Source organism: Ruegeria sp. YTSA135, from assembly GCF_059610165.1.
On record NZ_JBXWNC010000004.1, the window covers coordinates 109,070 to 127,547 of the forward strand.

General features: G+C 55.7%; 21 protein-coding genes. 9 read left to right on the forward strand and 12 right to left on the reverse strand.

Translation table 11 applies throughout. The annotated features are described in order from the left end of the window. Positions 1–36: 36 nt before the first annotated feature. The 4 genes from mmsB to AC2FIT_RS07005 form a co-directional block, all read right to left on the reverse strand. A complete protein-coding gene (mmsB, locus tag AC2FIT_RS06990) occupies positions 37–909 on the reverse strand; it encodes a 3-hydroxyisobutyrate dehydrogenase (RefSeq protein WP_496827965.1) in 873 nt (290 codons plus the stop codon). Positions 910–912: 3 nt separating this feature from the next. Further along, positions 913–1,953, reverse strand: a complete 1,041-nt coding sequence (locus tag AC2FIT_RS06995) for an enoyl-CoA hydratase/isomerase family protein (RefSeq protein WP_496827967.1) — start codon at positions 1,951–1,953, stop codon at positions 913–915. Positions 1,954–1,960: 7 nt separating this feature from the next. Then, a complete protein-coding gene (locus AC2FIT_RS07000; protein WP_068331035.1) occupies positions 1,961–3,103 on the reverse strand; it encodes an acyl-CoA dehydrogenase family protein in 1,143 nt (380 codons plus the stop codon). A 96-nt stretch (positions 3,104–3,199) separates the two neighbouring features. Beyond that, positions 3,200–4,315, reverse strand: a complete 1,116-nt coding sequence (locus tag AC2FIT_RS07005; RefSeq protein ID WP_496827969.1) for a carboxylate-amine ligase — start codon at positions 4,313–4,315, stop codon at positions 3,200–3,202. A gap of 135 nt (positions 4,316–4,450) precedes the next feature. On the opposite strand from AC2FIT_RS07005, the gene AC2FIT_RS07010 reads away from it, so the two are divergent. Further along, positions 4,451–5,302 carry a class I SAM-dependent methyltransferase gene (locus tag AC2FIT_RS07010; protein ID WP_496827971.1) on the forward strand — a complete coding sequence of 284 codons (852 nt, stop codon included), beginning with the start codon at positions 4,451–4,453 and terminating at the stop codon, positions 5,300–5,302. 71 nt (positions 5,303–5,373) lie between these two features. Further along, positions 5,374–5,850 carry a fasciclin domain-containing protein gene (locus tag AC2FIT_RS07015; protein WP_496827973.1) on the forward strand — a complete coding sequence of 159 codons (477 nt, stop codon included), beginning with the start codon at positions 5,374–5,376 and terminating at the stop codon, positions 5,848–5,850. A 49-nt stretch (positions 5,851–5,899) separates the two neighbouring features. Here the strand turns inward: AC2FIT_RS07015 and AC2FIT_RS07020 are convergent, their stop codons facing one another. Both AC2FIT_RS07020 and AC2FIT_RS07025 read right to left on the reverse strand, forming a co-directional pair. Next, complete coding sequence (locus AC2FIT_RS07020; RefSeq protein WP_496827975.1) at positions 5,900–6,484, reverse strand: L,D-transpeptidase; 585 nt, start codon at positions 6,482–6,484, stop codon at positions 5,900–5,902. Positions 6,485–6,680: 196 nt separating this feature from the next. Further along, entirely contained in the window at positions 6,681–8,180 is a 1,500-nt protein-coding gene (locus AC2FIT_RS07025; protein ID WP_496827977.1) for a CoA-acylating methylmalonate-semialdehyde dehydrogenase, read from the reverse strand. A 103-nt stretch (positions 8,181–8,283) separates the two neighbouring features. Here AC2FIT_RS07025 and AC2FIT_RS07030 point away from each other — a divergent pair, with 103 nt between their 5' ends. The 3 genes from AC2FIT_RS07030 (at position 8,284) to coaD (ending at position 10,261) form a co-directional block, all read left to right on the forward strand. Further along, positions 8,284–9,186: a LysR family transcriptional regulator gene (locus AC2FIT_RS07030; RefSeq protein WP_496827979.1), complete on the forward strand. Its 903-nt coding sequence runs from the start codon at positions 8,284–8,286 to the stop codon at positions 9,184–9,186. 61 nt (positions 9,187–9,247) lie between these two features. Beyond that, positions 9,248–9,685, forward strand: a complete 438-nt coding sequence (locus tag AC2FIT_RS07035) for a CBS domain-containing protein (protein WP_496827981.1) — start codon at positions 9,248–9,250, stop codon at positions 9,683–9,685. Between the two features lie 84 nt (positions 9,686–9,769). After that, entirely contained in the window at positions 9,770–10,261 is a 492-nt protein-coding gene (gene coaD, locus AC2FIT_RS07040; protein WP_224888875.1) for a pantetheine-phosphate adenylyltransferase, read from the forward strand. On the opposite strand, the gene gap (AC2FIT_RS07045) is transcribed toward coaD, so the two are convergent. From gap (AC2FIT_RS07045) to gap (AC2FIT_RS07055), 3 genes are all read right to left on the reverse strand, one after another. Beyond that, positions 10,253–11,257 (reverse strand): type I glyceraldehyde-3-phosphate dehydrogenase, encoded by a 1,005-nt coding sequence (gene gap, locus AC2FIT_RS07045; RefSeq protein WP_496827983.1) that lies wholly within the window; start codon positions 11,255–11,257, stop codon positions 10,253–10,255. The genes coaD and gap (AC2FIT_RS07045) overlap by 9 nt on opposite strands. 82 nt (positions 11,258–11,339) lie before the next feature. Then, complete coding sequence (locus tag AC2FIT_RS07050) at positions 11,340–11,483, reverse strand: hypothetical protein (protein WP_496827985.1); 144 nt, start codon at positions 11,481–11,483, stop codon at positions 11,340–11,342. Positions 11,484–11,554: 71 nt separating this feature from the next. Further along, the gene (gap, locus tag AC2FIT_RS07055; protein WP_496827987.1) at positions 11,555–12,556 is read right to left on the reverse strand and encodes a type I glyceraldehyde-3-phosphate dehydrogenase; all 1,002 of its coding nucleotides are present in this window, start codon (positions 12,554–12,556) and stop codon (positions 11,555–11,557) included. 181 nt (positions 12,557–12,737) lie between these two features. Between gap (AC2FIT_RS07055) and AC2FIT_RS07060 the strand changes: the two genes are divergently transcribed. Then, positions 12,738–13,700, forward strand: coding sequence for a DUF808 domain-containing protein (locus AC2FIT_RS07060; protein ID WP_496827989.1), 963 nt, complete (start codon positions 12,738–12,740; stop codon positions 13,698–13,700). Between the two features lie 54 nt (positions 13,701–13,754). On the opposite strand, the gene tkt is transcribed toward AC2FIT_RS07060, so the two are convergent. Continuing rightward, positions 13,755–15,779: a transketolase gene (tkt, locus tag AC2FIT_RS07065; protein ID WP_496827991.1), complete on the reverse strand. Its 2,025-nt coding sequence runs from the start codon at positions 15,777–15,779 to the stop codon at positions 13,755–13,757. Between the two features lie 236 nt (positions 15,780–16,015). Between tkt and AC2FIT_RS07070 the strand changes: the two genes are divergently transcribed. The 3 genes from AC2FIT_RS07070 to AC2FIT_RS07080 are packed head-to-tail and all read left to right on the forward strand — an operon-like array spanning position 16,016 to position 17,570. Further along, complete coding sequence (locus AC2FIT_RS07070) at positions 16,016–16,825, forward strand: hypothetical protein (protein WP_496827993.1); 810 nt, start codon at positions 16,016–16,018, stop codon at positions 16,823–16,825. Then, a complete protein-coding gene (locus tag AC2FIT_RS07075; protein WP_068331062.1) occupies positions 16,825–17,220 on the forward strand; it encodes a cell division protein ZapA in 396 nt (131 codons plus the stop codon). Before AC2FIT_RS07070 ends, AC2FIT_RS07075 begins: the two co-directional genes overlap by 1 nt. Beyond that, the gene (locus AC2FIT_RS07080; protein ID WP_496827995.1) at positions 17,217–17,570 is read left to right on the forward strand and encodes an MliC family protein; all 354 of its coding nucleotides are present in this window, start codon (positions 17,217–17,219) and stop codon (positions 17,568–17,570) included. Before AC2FIT_RS07075 ends, AC2FIT_RS07080 begins: the two co-directional genes overlap by 4 nt. Here AC2FIT_RS07080 and grxD read toward each other — a convergent pair whose 3' ends face one another. Next, complete coding sequence (gene grxD / locus AC2FIT_RS07085) at positions 17,571–17,933, reverse strand: Grx4 family monothiol glutaredoxin (protein WP_224888881.1); 363 nt, start codon at positions 17,931–17,933, stop codon at positions 17,571–17,573. Between the two features lie 253 nt (positions 17,934–18,186). After that, complete coding sequence (locus AC2FIT_RS07090) at positions 18,187–18,423, reverse strand: BolA/IbaG family iron-sulfur metabolism protein (RefSeq protein ID WP_068331068.1); 237 nt, start codon at positions 18,421–18,423, stop codon at positions 18,187–18,189. Between the last annotated feature and the right edge of the window lie 55 nt (positions 18,424–18,478).

Here is an 18,478-nt window from a genome sequence, read left to right on the forward strand (position 1 = left end):
CAACCCCGTGGGCAAGAGGCCGCTCACGCAGGTTGCCTAACCTCGTCTGCGCTTTTCAAACCGTGGCAGCATTGCAGAAAAGTCCTTGCCTGCACCGCCCTCAGATTCCACAAATTGCTCATATAGCGCAGTCGCGACCTGTCCCATCGGCGTATCGGCGTCCGAGCTTTCAGCGGCCTGCTGGCTTAGTCGCAGGTCCTTCAGCATCAGTTCGGCGGCAAATCCGGGCTTGTAGTCGTTGTCCGCAGGGCTTTGCGGGCCAACACCCGGGGCGGGGCAATAGGCGTTCATTGTCCAGCTATAGCCTGACGAGGTGCTGACCACGTCGAACATCTTCTGCCGGTCTAAGCCTAGCTTGTCAGCAAGGGCGAAAGCCTCGCATGTGGCGATCATGGTGACGCCCAGAATCATGTTGTTGCATATCTTAGCGGCTTGGCCGGCCCCGGACTCGCCGCAATGAACTGCCTTTTGACCCATTATGTCGAACAAGGGGGCGGCTTTGGCAAAAGCATCTTCGCTGCCACCGGCCATAAAGGTCAGCGTACCCGCGGCCGCACCGCCAATTCCACCCGAAACCGGTGCATCAACCGCAAGGACGCCAGCGTTCTGAGCCTGATCCGCAACTGTGCGGGCGCTATCGACGTCTACTGTCGAGCAATCAACCCAAACCGCGCCGGGCTGCATCGCGGGGATGATCTCATCTGCGACCGCGCGCAGGATTTTCCCGTTTGGCAGCATGGTGATAACAACCTCGGCGTCGACAGCGGCTTCTGCGCCTGATCCAACCAAGGTGACACCGTCAACGGCGACATCTGCCATGTCGAAACCGGTCACGTCATGCCCGGCTTTGGCAAGGTTGGTGGCCATCGGATTGCCCATGTTACCTAGGCCGATAAACCCGATCTTCATCTCTTAGGTCTCCTCAAATGTCAGCATATTCTGGCCCAATGGTTGGAGCATTTTTGACACCGCCACTGCGGGCACGGACTGATCCGAAAACTGCCAGCGCGGGCTGCGGTCCTTGTCAATGATCTGAGCGCGAATGCCTTCCAGAAAATCTCCGTGCTCCATTGCGCGGTATGTGAATCGGTATTCAAGCTCTAACGCTTTGCGCTGTGTTAGGCTTGGGCCGCGCAGTCGGTGCAGCATCTCCACGATGCAGGCCATGGACAGCGGCGAATTGCGTCCCATCAACCTCAGTATTTCAGCCGGCGTTTCATGTTCCGAATGCGATAGGGTGTTTAGGATATCACCCAGGCTTTCCCCAGCAAAATAGGAGTCAATTTCGAGCTGTTGATCTTTAAGTTCGCTTTTAGGCGGCGTTTTGGCGTGTGTTTTGATCAGTTCCGCGTTGCCTGAGGCCTCAAGCATTTCGATCAGGTCAGACCATTTTGCGATGGGGATGAAGTGATCGGCGAACCCTGCGAAAATGGCGTCTCCTGGTCCCATGCGATAGCCCGTGGTGCCCAAGTATTCACCCAAACGCCCGGGGGCTAGGGCCAGCATCAGTGTGCTGCCCACGTCAGGAACCAGTCCGATCGAGCATTCAGGCAGTGCGATCTTTGAGCTTTCGCCAACAACACGGTGGCTGCCATGACACCCTATGCCAACACCCCCACCCATTGTGAAACCTTGAAGGAAGCTGATCACCGGTTTGGGATACTCAAAAATCATCGCGTTCAGACGGTATTCGTCACGCCAGAACTTTCGACCAAAATCGTAGTCGCCCTTGATGCCCGTTTCGTAAAGCTCAGCAATATCTCCACCAGCGCAAAAAGCCTTGTCACCTTCGGCGTCCATGATCACCAGATCCACAGCGTCGTCTTCACGCCAGTTGCGCAGAGCCGTGTCGATCGCCATGCACATTTCATAGGTCAACGCGTTCAATGCCTTTGGACGCGTCAGAGTGATACGTCCTGCGCGACCAGTGGTGCATATTTCGATATCGGGCATAGTGTCCTCAGCGGTCAGCGAGCATTTGTCGGGCTACGATAACCCGCATGATTTCATTTGTACCTTCAAGGATCTGATGGACGCGCAGATCGCGGACAAGTTTTTCGATACCGTAATCAGCCAGATACCCATAGCCGCCATGCAACTGAAGACACTGATCGACGACTTTTGAACCAGTCTCGGTTACGAATTTCTTGGCCATAGCGCAGAACTTTGTGGCGTCTGGTGCGCCCTGATCCAGTTTCCACGCGGCCTGCCGCAGAAACGTGCGGGCGGCCTGAAGCTCAATCTCCATGTCGGCCAGTCGGAATTGAAGCGCCTGAAATTGGTCGATAGACTGCCCAAAGGCCTTGCGTTCAGACATATACTGCAGCGTCATGTTCAGCCCAGCTTGCGCGGCACCCAACGAGCATGAGGCGATGTTCAGCCGCCCGCCATCAAGACCCATCATCGCATACTTGAACCCGTCGCCCTCGGTGCCGACCAGGTTTCCAGATGGAATGTGACAGTCATCGAATTGCACCTGCGCCGTGGGCTGGCTTTTCCAACCCATCTTTTGTTCCAATGCCCCAAAGCTTAGACCCGGTGTGCCATCCTCGACATATACGGTTGAGATACCTTTCGGCCCGTCCTGACCGGTGCGAACCATGCAAACATAGGCGTCGGAATACCCGCCACCTGAGATGAACGCCTTGGTCCCGTTCAGGGTATAGCCTTCATTGGTACGGTCCGCGCGAGTTTTCAGCGCAGCAGCGTCTGAGCCCGAGCCCGGCTCGGTCAAGCAATAGCTAAGCACTGTATTCAGGCTCAGAACGTCCGGCATGATGCGAGATTTCAGCGCGTCGCTGGCGAAACTGTCCAGCATCTTGGCGCACATATTGTGGATCGACAAAAACGCCGCGACCGAGGGGCAGGCCATCGAAAGAGCCTCAAACACCAAGGTAGCGTCAAGACGGCTTAAGCCGGAACCGCCACTGTCTTCTGACACATAAAGCGCGCCAAAACCCAGTTCGCCAATCTGCGGCCAAAGCTCCTTGGGGATGGTTCCATCGGCCTCCCACTGGCGAGCGAATGGGGCGATATTGTCCTGTCCGAAATCATACGCCATGTCGAAGATTGCGGTTTGCTCTTCTGTCAGTGCAAAATCCAAGGCTTGCCTCCCACGCTGCCGGATGAATTGAACGAGTGTTTATTTCGCAATCCTTACAGAAATTTTGCAGGTCCGGCAATCATTGGCACATGGGGCTTAAAGGTCATGATGATACTCGTCTATCAGATGCTTTACGACGGCCTTTCCTGGGTCTTCATCCCGTGCTGCGGCTTCGGCATAGGCGCGGCGTTGTCGAGTTGCCGAGGTTCCGTTCTGCGCAATCTGCTGCAGGCGTGCCAATTCTGTCATGGTACCCAGGGCTTCGGCATCTTCGGCCAGCAAGCCCATCAATTCTCCCATTAACTCGGGCATTGGCTTGATCGAACGGTCGCCAAAATCGATCAAACCTTCACCAACCCCATATCGTTGCGCCCGCCAGCGATTTTCACCGATAAGAAATCGATCATAGTGCCGCCAGCGGAGGTTGCGATCTTTCAAACGGCACAGCATACGTGTCAGCGCCTGAACCATTGCCGCCAGGGACAGGGCGTCCTCTAACCTTGGCTGTACATCCATGATGCGCGTTTCCAGCGTTGGAAAACGATGAGACGGCCGCAGATCCCACCAGATTTTCGTAGTGTCCTCAATCACGCCGAGATCGACCAGTATACCAGTGGTGCGTTCATAATCCGCCCAACTGGCCAGAACCGGAGGTAACCCGGTACGCGGAAGGTTATCGAAGACGGTCAGGCGATAGGATGACAGGCCCGAATCCTCTCCGTTCCAAAAAGGTGAGGACGTGGACAGCGCCAACAGATGCGGCAGAAAATACGATAGCTGAGGCATTAGGTCAGCGCGCAGGGCAGGGTCCTCGACACCGACGTGAACATGCATGCCGCAGATCAACATGCGCCGTGCAACGCCTCCAAGGGCATGATGTAGCGCGTCGTAACGATCTTTCCGGGTATGATGCTGTTTCTTCCAGTCTGCGAATGGATGGCAGGACACGGCAATTGGGGCAAGATTGAATTCAGCCGCCCTTTCTGCCACGCAAAACCGCAGGCGCTTCAAGTCTTCGCGGGCTGAGTTCACAGTAGTATGGGGCCGGGTGCCGACTTCGATCTGGCACTGCAAAAACTCAGGACTGACCTGTCCTTCAAAATCTGACTGACAGGCTTCCATCAAGGCCTCAGGCGCTTCGGCGAGTTCAAGGCTGTCGCGATCGACCAGCAGATACTCTTCCTCGATACCCAATGTGAATTCCTGCTGCATGGCTGCCCTCGATTTTTTCCGTTCCAACCAGTGAATACGCAAATTTCTGTTTTGCCAAGCGTTTGGCGCCGCACTTCTTGCAGAGCCCGGTCAAGCAACGGTAAGGAAAAGGCGTACTGAAAAGTGGAGCCGCCCGTGAAACCCAGAAAATTTCCCAAGATCAACGACGCCCTTGATGAACTGGGGGTTAAGCTGGTTGACAATGCCGTTGAGCGGGAAGAACGCGCTAGGCTTGAGGCGTTTGAGAAAGCGGGCGGATTGACTCGCCCGGCCTATGCCCTGTCGCCGGGGATGGAGGGGTTTGATATCAGCCAGATCGTTGCTGAGTATACGCGCCATTCTGATGCATTGACGGCGCTTAAAGACCCTGCGCGAAATCAGACAGGCTATCGTCCGGGAAACGGGTACTACGACAGTCCGGATTCTGACGCGCTGTATCTTATGATACGTCGGTTTGAACCTAAACGGGTGATCGAGGTTGGCTGTGGCAACTCAACCCGTGTGACCCGGCAGGCGATTATTGACGGTGCGCTAGACACCAAGATTACTGCGATTGATCCTCATCCACGGGCTGATATCGCCCATGTCGTCGATCAATTCGAACAAAAACGGCTAGAGGACGTTGATCCGGCCGTATTCGAACAGCTTGAGGCAGGCGACGTGCTGTTCATTGACTCCAGCCACGTGGTTCGGATCAGCAACGATGTTGCGCATCTTTTCTGCCGCATCATTCCATCGTTGAAACCGGGTGTCGTTGTCCATGTCCACGATGTTTTCCTGCCCTACGAATACCCCAAGCGTTTCTTCTATGATTGTCCAGGGTGGGGCGAGCAGTATGTTCTGCACGCCTTGTTGCAATCCGATTTCTATTCAATGCTGTGGCCGGGATATTATCTGCAACAAAACCGGCCCGATGCTGCCAAGGCTTTGCCGTTCCTCAACGAAGGTCGCGCGCAGAGTCTCTGGTTTCAGGTAAAGGAAAATTGATCAATTAGTGATCCACTGCGGCAAAATTCCCGTACTCCCTTCTGTAACAAGCTGGAAAGGAGACAACAGCAATGTTCCGTCGCACATTCATGGGTGCCGCAGCCGCACTTGCCCTTGCACTGCCTGCACAGGCCCAAGACGCTGATATCGTGGATACCGCCGTATCGGCCGGGTCGTTCAATACTTTGGTCGCTGCTGTTCAGGCTGCCGGTCTGGTTGATACGCTGAAGGGGGATGGCCCGTTTACCGTATTCGCCCCAACGGACGAAGCATTCGCCGCGCTGCCTGAGGGCACGGTAGAAACGTTGCTTTTGCCCGAGAACAAGGATCAATTAGTTGAAATCCTGACATATCACGTCGTTCCGGCCAAAGTGATGTCGAGCGACATCGCAGGTAAGCGCGCAAAGGTTCTTACAGTGCAGGGCGACCGTCTGAGCGTTAATGCGAAGCGCGGCGTCAAGGTCAATGACGCCGAAGTGGTACAAGCCGACATTGAGGCCAGCAACGGTGTGATCCACGTGGTCGACGCTGTGATCCTGCCAGAGTAATTCCTGCCGAAACAAAAAGCCCCGGTCCATTTGGCCGGGGCTTTTTCTGTCAGACCAATCTGACCTGAGTTCCGATCTGCACCAGAGGATACAACTCCTCAACATGCTGATTATACAGGCCTATGCATCCAGAAGAGCTTTGGCGACCGATCTTACGCGTGTCATGGGTTCCATGCACAAGGTAAGCAGGCCAGTCCAGATACATCGCGCGTGTACCCAGTGGGTTTCCAGGCTCGCCTCCTTCCATGCGAACGGGCAGGGATGGATCACGTTCGCGCATGGACGCAGTTGGAGTCCAGCTTGGGTATTCTGTCTTGCGCACAACTTTGGTATAGCCGCGCTTTGTCAGTTCTTCACTCATTGGCACTGAACTGGGATACAACTTGTATGTCCCGTCCGAACCCCAGTAATGCACCGCGCGGCTTGTGATATCTGCCAGCAAGCAACCGACGCCAATCTCGCTGAAGTGATCCTGCCAGTTCTGATGGGAGAACGAGGATACGTTTCGACGCACAGGTAACTGCGTACTAATAGCTTCTTCACTCTGCGGAAATGCATCGGTGCTTTGTGCACGCACAATTGCGGGCGTTGCAACAAGAGATGCAGCGCCCAACAAAGCAGAGCGGCGAGTCATTCGATGGTTTGACAAATTGGCCTCCGGTCTAGGAACTGCTCAAGTGTTAATAACTCGGTAAAATATAAGTTATCGCATCGATTTTCCAGAGTTCGCAGTCTGAAATTTTTGTGAATCTGCTTGTTTTAGGGCTGATCTCCAAAAATAAACCCGACCGTTTTAAGGCCGGGTTTATCTTTTGTGCTAAGCGCCTGAATCAGTCCATCGCTTTGAAATTAAATTCGCCACCTTCCTTGATGCCCGAGGGCCACCGAGATGTGACCGTTTTCGTGCGCGTGTAGAACTTGAAACTATCCGGTCCGTGCTGGTTCAGATCGCCAAACATGGATTTTTTCCAGCCGCCGAAAGTGTGATAGGCCAACGGCACTGGGATCGGAACGTTGATACCGACCATACCAATATTTACACGGCTGGCGAAATCGCGCGCAGTGTCACCATCGCGGGTAAAGATCGCTGTTCCGTTGCCATACTCGTGATCCATGGCCAGTTTCAGCGCTTCTTCATACGATCCGGCGCGGACGGTGCTGAGGACAGGGCCAAAGATCTCCTGTTTGTAGATGTCCATATCCGGTGTCACGTGGTCGAACAAATGGGGTCCGACAAAGAAGCCGTCCTCATACCCTTGCAAGCTGAAATTGCGGTTATCGACTACCAGTTTTGCACCTTGCTCGACGCCCGAGTTGATCAGCCCGAGAATACGCTCTTTCGCGGCCTTGGTCACAACGGGACCCATGTCAACGTCATCGCCGGCGGTGTAGGGGGCAACATTCAGCTTTTCGATCCGCGGCACCAGCTTTTCAATCAGTGCATCTGCTGTTTCCTCGCCCACGGGCACAGCGACGGATACGGCCATGCAGCGTTCGCCCGCAGCACCGAACCCAGCACCGACCAAAGCGTCAGCGGCCTGATCCATGTCTGCATCCGGCATGACAATCATGTGGTTCTTTGCGCCACCGAAACACTGCGCGCGCTTACCGTTCGCCGTTGCGCGGGAATAGATGTACTGCGCGATCGGCGTTGAACCGACAAAGGAAACGCCTTGAATGATCTCGCTGTCCAGCAAGGTATCCACGGCCTCTTTGTCGCCATTTACGACTTGGAAGACACCTTTTGGTAGGCCAGCTTCGACGAACAATTCAGCCAACATCAGCGGAACCGAGGGATCACGTTCAGACGGTTTCAGGACAACCGCGTTACCACAGGCCAATGCCGGACCCACGTGCCACAATGGCATCATGGCGGGAAAGTTGAACGGCATGATCGAAGCAACGACACCCAGAGGCTGACGCATCGAATACATATCGATACCAGGGCCCGCGCTGTCAGTGAACTCTCCCTTCAGCATCTGAGGCGCACCGATGCAGTATTCGATCACTTCCAACCCACGCTGCAAATCGCCTTTTGCATCCGGCAGGGTTTTGCCATGCTCGCGGCTTAACGCTTCGGCCAGCTTGTCCATGTCGCGGTTCATCAGGTTGACCATCGCCATCATGACGCGCGCGCGTTTCTGCGGATTGGTCGCGCCCCATGCGGGCTGTGCGATCGCCGCCTGTTCAATCGCCGCGGTGGTTTCAGCCGCGCTTGCCATCGGACATTTATATTGTACTTCACCCGTGGCAGGGTTGAAGACGTCGTCGAACCGGCCCGAGGTGCCAGCGACGTATTCGCCATTCAGGAAATGTGTCAGGTCTTGCATCGAAAACTCCTCCGATAATTTGCGCCCAGAATAGGCTTGCATAAATCGTGCGAACAGAGGCAATCTTTCAAAATTGCTTTGCAAAAATGCAAAAAGGACAACCATGACTCCGAATTGGGATGACATGCGGATTTTTCTGGCTGTCGCACGCGAGGAAAGCCTGTCTTCCGCAGGGCGTATTCTAAAGATAGACCCGGCCACGGTCGGGCGGCGGATTGCCCGGCTTGAGGCATCTTTGGACACAACTTTATTTACGAAGTCACAGCAGGGATACGTGTTGACCGCCTCGGGTGAACGTCTACTGGATCACGGCTTGCATGCGGAAGAAGCGATGCGCGCGGCGGCGGGGGCCGTTGCAGGTTCTGCCAAATCACTTAGTGGTCAGATACGGATCGGCGCCCCGGACGGCAGCGCGAACTACTTACTACCTCAGGTTTGCGCGAAAATCAGCGATGCCAACCCGGATCTGGATATCCAAATCCTCGCCCTGCCGCGAATCATCAACCTCTCCCGACGAGAGGCGGACATGGCTGTCACCGTTAGTGCACCGACCGCTGGCAAGTTACTGATCAAGAAAATCAGCGACTACAGGCTGCATTTGGTGGCAACGCAAAACTACCTGGATCGTCACGATCCAATTCGGTCAGTCGAGGACCTGAAAGAACATCGCCTGATCGGGTACATCCCGGATATGATCTTTGACCGAGAGCTGGACTATCTCAGCGACATAGGCATTGACCGTGTCGCCCTTGCATCAAATTCGGTTTCGGTTCAGCTGCGACAAGTTTCGCTGGGTACCGGTGTCTGTGTGGCGCACGACTTTACCTTGCCGTTCCATCCGGCACTGCGGAAAATCCTGACGGATCAAGTGAGTTTGACGCGAAGTTTTTACCTTGTCCGGCATCAGGGGGATCAGCGCAACGAAAGGTTGAACCGCTTTGCCGACGCGTTGATGCAGGGCATCCGGGAAGAGATTGCGCGACTTGAAGCCGAAGCCGACGCTTGACAGTGTTGGCCATTCCGGCAACGCTTTGGAAAATAGTACGTTATTTTCCGGAGGTTTTTATATGCTTGTTCAGGCTATTCTTACATCCAAGGCGACGGACGGGGTGGTTACGGTTGCCCCGACAGCGACGGTTTCTGAGGCCGCTAAGATTCTGGCCCAAAAACGGATCGGTACAGTTGTCGTGTCAGAGGATGAAGGCAAAACAGCCATCGGCATCCTGTCCGAAAGAGATATCGTGCGCGAATTGGCCGCCAGCGGCAGCGGGTGTCTGAACCAACCGGTCGAATCTTACATGACGCGCGAGTTGATGACTGCTACGCAACAAGAAAGCGTGCAGGACATTATGACCCGCATGACCGAAGGCCGTTTTCGCCACATGCCAATTGTCGAGGAAGGAAAGCTGATTGGCATCGTAACCATTGGTGACGTAGTCAAAGCGCAACTGACCGAGCTGGCTATGGAAAAAGACGCCCTTCAGGGCATGATTATGGGGCACTAACAGGCCCGGTTTCTTTGCGACCTCTTGCGCTGTCAGCAAAGTTGTGTTTGCTGACGCGTAATTTCCAGGACGCAGGAGAGTGCGATGCGGGTTGCTCTGTACCCAGGAACATTTGACCCGATTACTCTGGGCCATATAGATATCATTCGCCGCGCCTCGGCCTTGGTGGACAAACTGGTTATCGGTGTCGCCATTAACCGCGATAAAGGGCCGTTGTTCTCATTGGAGGAACGTGTGGCCATGATCGAGGCAGAATGCGCGTATCTTTCGCAGCAGACCGGAACCGAGATTATTGCCCACCCATTTGAAAACCTGCTGATCGATTGCGCCCGTGATGTGGGCGCTCAAATTATCGTACGCGGGCTGCGGGCCGTGGCGGATTTCGAGTATGAATTCCAGATGGTTGGCATGAACCGGGCGCTGGATGACTCGATCGAGACTGTCTTTTTGATGGCTGAGGCGCGGCACCAGGCCATCGCCTCAAAACTTGTGAAAGAGATCGCTCGTCTTGGCGGGGACGTGTCGAAATTCGTCACGCCCCAGGTTAATGAAGCCCTGCGAGAGAGATTAGGCTAGGGCACCCATTGCGGCCGCTGTGTCCAGCATGCGGTTCGCAAATCCCCACTCATTGTCGTACCAGGCCAACACACGCACCAGCGTTCCATCGGTGACTTTGGTTTCAGCCAGCGACACGGTCGAGCTGTGTGAATCATGATTGAAATCAATCGACACCAGCGGGCGATTTTCGGCGGCCAGAACACCGGGGATTTTAGCAGCCGCCTCAACGAACAGCGCGTTCACCTCCTCATCCGTGGTCGGGCGCGAAACCTCTGCCACCAGATCAACAACTGACACGTTCGGTGTGGGAACGCGAATGGCCTGACCCGTCAGCTTACCCACCAGTTGTGGCAGAACCAGACCAACTGCAGCAGCGGCGCCGGTGGTGGTTGGAATCATCGACAGGGCCGCCGCGCGGGAAAGATAAGGGTCTTTGCCTACTGTGTCATGAACTGGCTGGCTGGCGGTGTAGGCGTGTACGGTTGTCATGTTGCCGTGTACAATGCCAAGGCCCTCGTCAAGAACAGCTGCGACAGGTGACAAGCAGTTGGTTGTGCAGGACGCATTTGAAACGACGGTGTCTTCGGCCGTCAGCTCGTGATCGTTCACACCAAAAACAATCGTTTTTACTGCGGCATCTCCGCGTGCAGGTGCCGAGATCAAAACCTTTTTCGCGCCGTTTTTCAGGTGGCGTTCCGCAGCTTCACGCGTGCGAAACACGCCGGTGCATTCCAGAACGACATCTACATCCGACCAATTCAGCGCTTCGGGGTCGCGTTCGCTGGTCAGACGGATCGGGCCGGCGCCAACGTCCAAACCCGCCTCGGTCAGCGTAACCTTATGAGGGTAACGGCCATGAACGCTGTCAAACTCAAACAGGTGTGCGTTCATTTCGGGTTTGCCAAGGTCGTTGATGGCGACGACTTCCAGATCAGTACGCTTGTTCTCCATCACTGCGCGAAGAACTCCGCGTCCGATCCGTCCAAATCCGTTGATTGCCAGCTTTAATGTCATGTTCTGCTCCGTCCGAATATCGGTTGTTGACGAGTTAGCGCTAACAAATCCAGATGGGCAGAAATGTCAAGTAAAACATCTATCAGCGCCAGAATGCGAGCCAGTCCAAAAAGGCAAAAAGCTTCTTGCCAAGGAAGACCAGATGCTCGGGTCCAAAGATGGATAAGTCTAAAATAATTCCACCAAGAATCAAAAGGCCAAGCCAGATAGCGATTTGGTTGGTCATTGCGGCCCCAAACGAAAATGCCCGCCCAGATAACCTGAGCGGGCAAAAAGGTTCAAGAAATCAAATCGCTGTTAGTTAAGCCGACCCATCGCGACGGCGACATCGGCCATACGAACCGAAAAACCCCATTCGTTGTCATACCACGCCAGAACGCGTACCATGCGTTTGTCGACAACACGCGTTTGATCCGGCGCAAAGATCGAGCTTTCCTCGGTATGGTTAAAGTCTGTCGAAACCAGCGGGGCAGGTTCATAACCCAATACACGCTGCATCGGGCCTTGTGCGGCGTGGCGCACGATTTCGTTGACCTCGTCAACCGTTACATCGCGCGCAGCGCGGAAGGTCAGGTCCACCGCCGACACATTCGGGGTTGGCACACGGATGGCTGAGCCGTCCAAACGACCTTTCAGATTGGGCAGAACCTCGCCCAAAGCCTTCGCAGCGCCCGTCGAGGTCGGGATCATCGACATAGCGGCCGCACGGGCGCGGTACAGATCGCTGTGGCGACGGTCCAGGGTCGGCTGGTCTCCCGTGTAGGCGTGGATTGTCGTCATTATACCGTTCTCGATGCCGATACCTTCATCCAGAACCTTGGCAAGCGGAGCAAGGCAGTTCGTGGTGCAGGAACCGTTCGAAACCATATTATCGTTCGCGGTCAGAGTGTTGTGGTTCACGCCAAACACGATGGTTTTTTCGACATTCTTTCCGGGCGCCGACAGCAGAACCTTGGCTGCACCGCGCTCTAGATGGGTTTTCGCCTTGTTGCCGTCATTGAACTTGCCCGTGCATTCCAGAACAACGTCGCAGCCCTCCCAGTCCAATTCAGCCATGTCGTAGGTCGAAAACATCTCCATCGGGCCGCGCCCCAGATCCATCGTATTGCCGTTGACGGCGATGTCGCGCGGAAAGCGACCGTGGATGCTGTCGTATTTCAAAAGATGCGCCGAGGTTTCCAGCGGGCCGGTTGCGTTGACCTTGATCACTTCGATGTCGTTACGTCCTGACGCGGCGATGTGCGACAGGGTGCAGCGGCCGATGCGGCCAAATCCGTTGATCCCGACCTTGATGGTCATGTGACGTCTCCAAATGCGCTTGCGTTGCAGGCCATATAGCGGTGATTTCTGAATCCCAAAAGACTAAAAACGGCATATTTTTAAGGTGTTAGCGCAAACCTCACGCGATTGCGCTAACGCTTGCGCTAGCTGTGAGATCGGGTAGGGTCCGGGTGCGGCAGGTGAAACGAAAGGATGCGCGATGAGCGGTCTACTGGCCCTATTGGATGACGTGGCGGGCATTGCCAAAGTGGCGGCAGCTTCGGTGGACGACGTGGTTGCAGCGGCGGGCAAGGCAGGCACAAAAACGGCTGGGGTCATCATCGACGATGCGGCGGTCACGCCGAAATACGTGCAAGGTTTTGCGCCAGCGCGCGAACTACCAATCATCTGGCGCATCGCCCGCGGGTCGGTGTTCAACAAAATCGTTCTGCTGCTGCCGGTAGCGCTGTTGCTGGCAAATTTTGCCCCTTGGCTGATTACGCCACTGCTGATGATTGGAGGCTCGTATTTGTGTTTCGAGGGGGCAGAAAAGATATTCCATGTCCTTTTCCCGCACGGCAGTCAGGCAATCGAAGAAGACATGAGCGTGAAGGATCCGGGCCATCTTGAGGAACAAAAGGTCAAAGGTGCAATCAAGACCGATTTCATTCTGTCCGCGGAAATCATGACTATCGCTCTTGCCGCCATTGAGGCACCGAACCTTTTGATGCAAGCGGCTACCTTGGCAGTTGTTGGGCTTGGCGTGACGATTGCCGTTTATGGATCGGTAGCGCTGATCGTTAAGATGGATGATGTCGGGCTATACTTGGCCCAGAATGCCCTGACGCCTGTCGGGAAGGGGTTCGGGCGCGGTTTAGTCAGGGCGATGCCGAGCGTAATGAAGACCCTTTCGATTGTCGGCACGGCGGCAATGCTGTGGGTCGGTGGGTCGATCATCATCCACGGGATGGAGGTTCTAGGCTTTACCTGGCTTGGGCACCACATTCATGACTGGGCCTACGCCATTGGACACTCGGTCTCGGAACAATGGGTCGGGGCAGTTGAGTGGATATCAAAGGCCACAATGGATGGCGTGTTTGGTTTGGCGTGGGGATTTGTCTTGATCCCGGTAGCAACCAAGGTAATCGGACCGATGCTGTCCAAGACACCCAAAGCGCACTAGGTTCCAAATCAATAGGGCGACCAATGCCGCCCTTTGCTTGTTTTCTGAACGGGCTTAAAGCCCAAGCAAGTCCTTGACCTTGGCCACTGTTGCCTCGGCCGTTATGCCGAAATGCTTGTACAGTTCACCTGCAGGGGCTGAAGCACCAAAGCTCGACATGCCGATAAACCCGGCTTTTGCTTCACGGCCACGCTCACCCAGCAGCCAACGGTCCCAGCCACCGGCGCGAACAGCGGCTTCGATGCCCACTCGCACAGGGCCTGCTGGCAGAACGCGTTTGCGGTAGGCTTCGTCTTGCTCGGCGAACAGTTCCATGCAGGGCATGGAGACGACGCGGGTGCCGATACCTTCGGCTTCAAGCATCGCTTTGGCTTCCATCGCCAGCGAAACCTCAGAGCCCGTGGCGATCAGGATGGCCTGACGCTTGGCTTCCGCTTCTGCCAGCACGTAAGCGCCTTGCGCAACCATGTTCTTGGTCTTGTGCTGGGTGCGCACGGTCGGCACACCCTGACGCGTCAGTGACAGGACCGAGGGGCTGTTCTTGAAGCTCAGTGCCAATTCCCAGGCTTCGGCGGTTTCAATGGTATCCGCGGGGCGGAACACATAGGTGTTCGGCGTTGCACGCGAGATGGCCAGATGTTCGACCGGTTGGTGGGTCGGGCCATCTTCACCTAGGCCAATCGAGTCATGGGTCATCACGAAAACCGACGGGATCTTCATAAGTGCCGACAAGCGCATCGCCGGGCGCGCATAGTCGGTGAACGCCATGAACGTTCCACCATAGGGACGGATACCACCGTGCAAGGCCATGCCGTTCATTGCAGCGGCCATGCCGTGTTCGCGGATACCGTAGTGGATGTAGCGACCCTTGCGATTCTCCGGCAGGAATACGCCCATGTCTGCGGATTTGGTGTTGTTCGAACCGGTCAGGTCGGCCGAGCCGCCTACGGTCTCGGTCATGATCGGGTTCACAACATTCAGAACCTTCTCGGACGAGGCGCGCGTGGCCAGTTTCGGCTGCTCTTCCGACAACTGCTTTTTGAATGCGCGGATCGCTCCGGCGAGCTTTTTGGGCGCTTCGAACGCGTATGCGCGGTTGAATTCCGCCTGCTTACGTTCAGACAGCTCGGCGAACCGCTCTTCCCATGCTGCCCGCTCGGTTGCACCACGGGCACCGATGGACTCCCATGCGGACTTGACCGAGGCAGGAATTTCGAACGGGCCATGCGGCCAGCCATAGCCATCTTTAGCCGCTTTCAACTGGTCCTTGTCGGTCAGGGCGCCATGGCCTTTCGACGTGTCCTGTGCCGCGTGACCCAGAGCTATGTGGGTTTCACACGCGATCATTGTTGGTTTGTTCGATTTTTTGGCCTGCACGATGGCCGCATCGATCGCTTTCGGATCATGACCGTCGATCTCAATCACATGCCAACCCGAGGCCGTGAAACGGCGCACCTGATCGGTGCGATCAGCGATATCTACTGTGCCGTCGATAGTGATGTTGTTGTTGTCCCAAAAGACGATCAGCTTGCTCAGCTCGTGTCGACCGGCCAGGGTGATGGCCTCTTGGCTGACGCCTTCCATAAGGCAGCCGTCGCCAGCGATCACGTAGGTGTAGTGGTCGACGACCTTTTTGCCGTAATGCGCGCGCTGGATTTCCTCAGCCATTGCAAAACCGACAGCATTCGCAATGCCCTGGCCCAGCGGTCCGGTTGTGGTTTCAATGCCGTTGATCAGGAAGTTTTCAGGATGGCCCGCAGTCTTTGCACCCAACTGCCTGAAATTCTTGATCTCTTCCAGTGTCACATCCGCATGACCTGTCAGATATAGCAGCGAATAAACCAGCATTGAGCCGTGGCCCGCCGACAGAATAAACCGGTCGCGGTCGGGCCAGTTCGGGGCAGAGGCGTCGAACTTCAGGTGCTTTTCGAACAGTACGGTCGCTACGTCGGCCATGCCCATTGGCATACCAGAATGGCCGGAATTGGCAGCAGCGACGGCGTCAAGGGTCAGGGTGCGGATGGCCGCAGCTTTGTCCCAGTGTTCAGGATTTGCATTGCGCAGCGCAGTCAGGTCCACGGGCGTTGTTCCTTTGGATTACAGGCAGATGGGCCGCTGAATACCATTCACCCCCCAAAGTGCAAGCAGAACCCCGCGTTTTAATGACAGTATGGTTCAAGAAAACAGCCCAAGTCGTTGAAAGCAAACAGTGGGTATTTTCAGTACCGTTAGGATACACTAGGGCAAGTTGCGGCCGAAAATGATTCGGATAAACCCGCAATAGAAACGAACCTTGGGTAAGAGGTGGCAGGGGCATGAGCCAGATCGAAGAATTACAGCGCCGTATCGTTGCCGCGATGGATCGGATCGGGACCGGCGTCGACACGTTATTAGATGCTTCGCTGGATACGGCTCCGGCTGACAGTGGCGGCGATGACGTCCTTCGCGCAGCGCTGGAGGATGAGCGCGTTGCCAATGCGCAACTGGAAGAGCGGCTAAAAGTTCTGAAAGAACGCCATGAGCAGGAAGCTGACGCGATGCGCGCAGAACTAGAAAGCCTGCGAACGACGCCGGCGGACGACCCTGAGAGCGCCGCGTTGCGAGAACAACTGGCTGAAGCGCATACAAAACTCGCTGCAGTCGAAGCCGCGCGCGCCGAACTTGCTGAGGCCAAGGCGGCGCTTGAAAACCAAGATGAGCTTGAGGCTTTGAAAACCGAGAATGAGCAGTTGAAAGCCGTTGCCGCCTCGGCTCAGGAGACGAAGGCAGAGAACGCGCGTCTACGGGCCGAATTGGCAGACAGTGTGCGCGTGACTGAGCTGAGCGCCGAATTGGATATGCTGCGCGCCGAGCGGTCAAGCCACGGCGCAGCGATGTCGCGGCTGGATGACGATTTGCAGCGGATGCGCAAGGCGAACGAACAGCTACGACGGTCGATTGACGAGTTGCGGGCAGCCGCCGAAGACGGCGTGCCGGATGCTGATCTGCTAAACCGTGCAACGGTTGCTGAGCTTGAGGCAACCCGCGCCGCGCAGGCGACGGATGCGGCCGAAGCACACGCGGTTCTTGCCCGGCTTGAACCATTGCTGTCCAAAGCGAAACTGGCGGAAGGAGAGGTTGAATAATGCCCGAGGTGACCATTCAAATTGGTGGGCGCGGCTTTGACGTCTCGTGCCAGGAAGGTGAAGAGGCGTTCCTGTATTCTGCAGCCAAGATGCTGGATGATGAGGCGCAGATCTTGTCCGATCAGATCGGGCGTATGCCTGAATCGCGCATGCTGCTGATGGCAGGTCTGATGCTGGCCGATAAAGTCGCCGGGACGGATGACAGGATCAAAGCGCTTGAGGCCAAGCTGGCTGAGGTCGAGGCCGAATTGCAAGCTGTAAAGAACATGCCGCAACCAGAACCAGAGCGGTTCGAGGTGGCCGTGGTGCCACCATCGGTAACGGATACGCTGGCCGAAGTTGCCGCTCGGGCGGAGGCGATTGCATCGGTGATCGAGGAGAGGTCCGGCGGATGAGCGCACTGAAACCGGCGGTTGTTGTTGCGCTGTTCGCTTTGCCGCCAACGGTGGCATCGGCTGACATCGATATTCTGCCGGTCACGTTCACCTGTCAGAACGGTGTCGAACTAAAAGTTGCCTATTTCAACACGACGGACGGGTCGAGTGCAGCGGCGATGGTGGTGGACAATCAGTTGGTCACTCTGCGTCAAGTCCCGAGCGGCTCGGGCATCCGCTATCAATCAGATGGCAGCGTTGGCACATACATTTTGCGGTCGAAGGGCTGGGACGCGACCGTCAGTTTTCTGGCGACAGGTTCAGATGCCGCCAGTGAACAGGTTGTTTTGGAAGGCTGTGAAAGCCGCTGATCAGGCGTTCGCTTCGCGGATCTTGTCGGCTGCGTCCTTGTTGTAGCCAACACCGTTATCGTCAAACAGCGTGTCCAGCTCACCAGACAAGGTCATCTCGGTGATGATGTCGCAGCCTCCTACGAATTCGCCCTTTACATAAAGCTGGGGAACGGTCGGCCAATCGGAATAGTCTTTGATACCCTGGCGAATATTCTCATCGGCAAGCACGTTTACGTCGGTGTATTCGACACCCATGTAGTTCAAAACACCTGCCACGCGCGACGAGAACCCGCATTGAGGCATCTCTTTCGTGCCTTTCATATACAGCACGACATCGTTGGCTTTGACCGTATCGTCAATTTGGGTCTTCACATCAGTCATTTCGCGTTTCCTTTGCTCTTAGGCATCATCGCTTTGGCATTATCTTGCGGGACTCTGAGTCACTTTAGTAAGTGAAGTGCCCACCTTCGGACCCGCCAAGGTCAATGTTTGCTTGTAGTGTGCGTCATCCAATTTCAGAAAGGGAACCTTGCTTGGACTTGGGATCATTTTTAGATCGGCTCCAATTTAACAGCGCGGTTTTGGCAATAGCGACTTCGAAGCCGATCGCGCGGTGCCTAGTCCAAGTTCCATACTATTCTGGCGCTTTCGTAGTCAGTGCCAGCGCATGTAACTCCCCGTCCGGGCCATCCATTTTTCCCTTCAAGGCGGCATAGACTGCACGCTGTTGCTGAACCCGGTTTTTGCCGCGAAAGCTTTCATCCACCACCATGGCAGACATATGAACACCGTCATGCCCGCCGACCTGAATCTCAGCATCAGGGAAGGCTTCGCGCAGCAGGTGTTCGATTTCGTGGGCGCTCATCGGCATGTAGGTAACTCCTGAAAGTCTTTCCCAAGATGTAGAGCGCCCGGTCGAGGCGCGC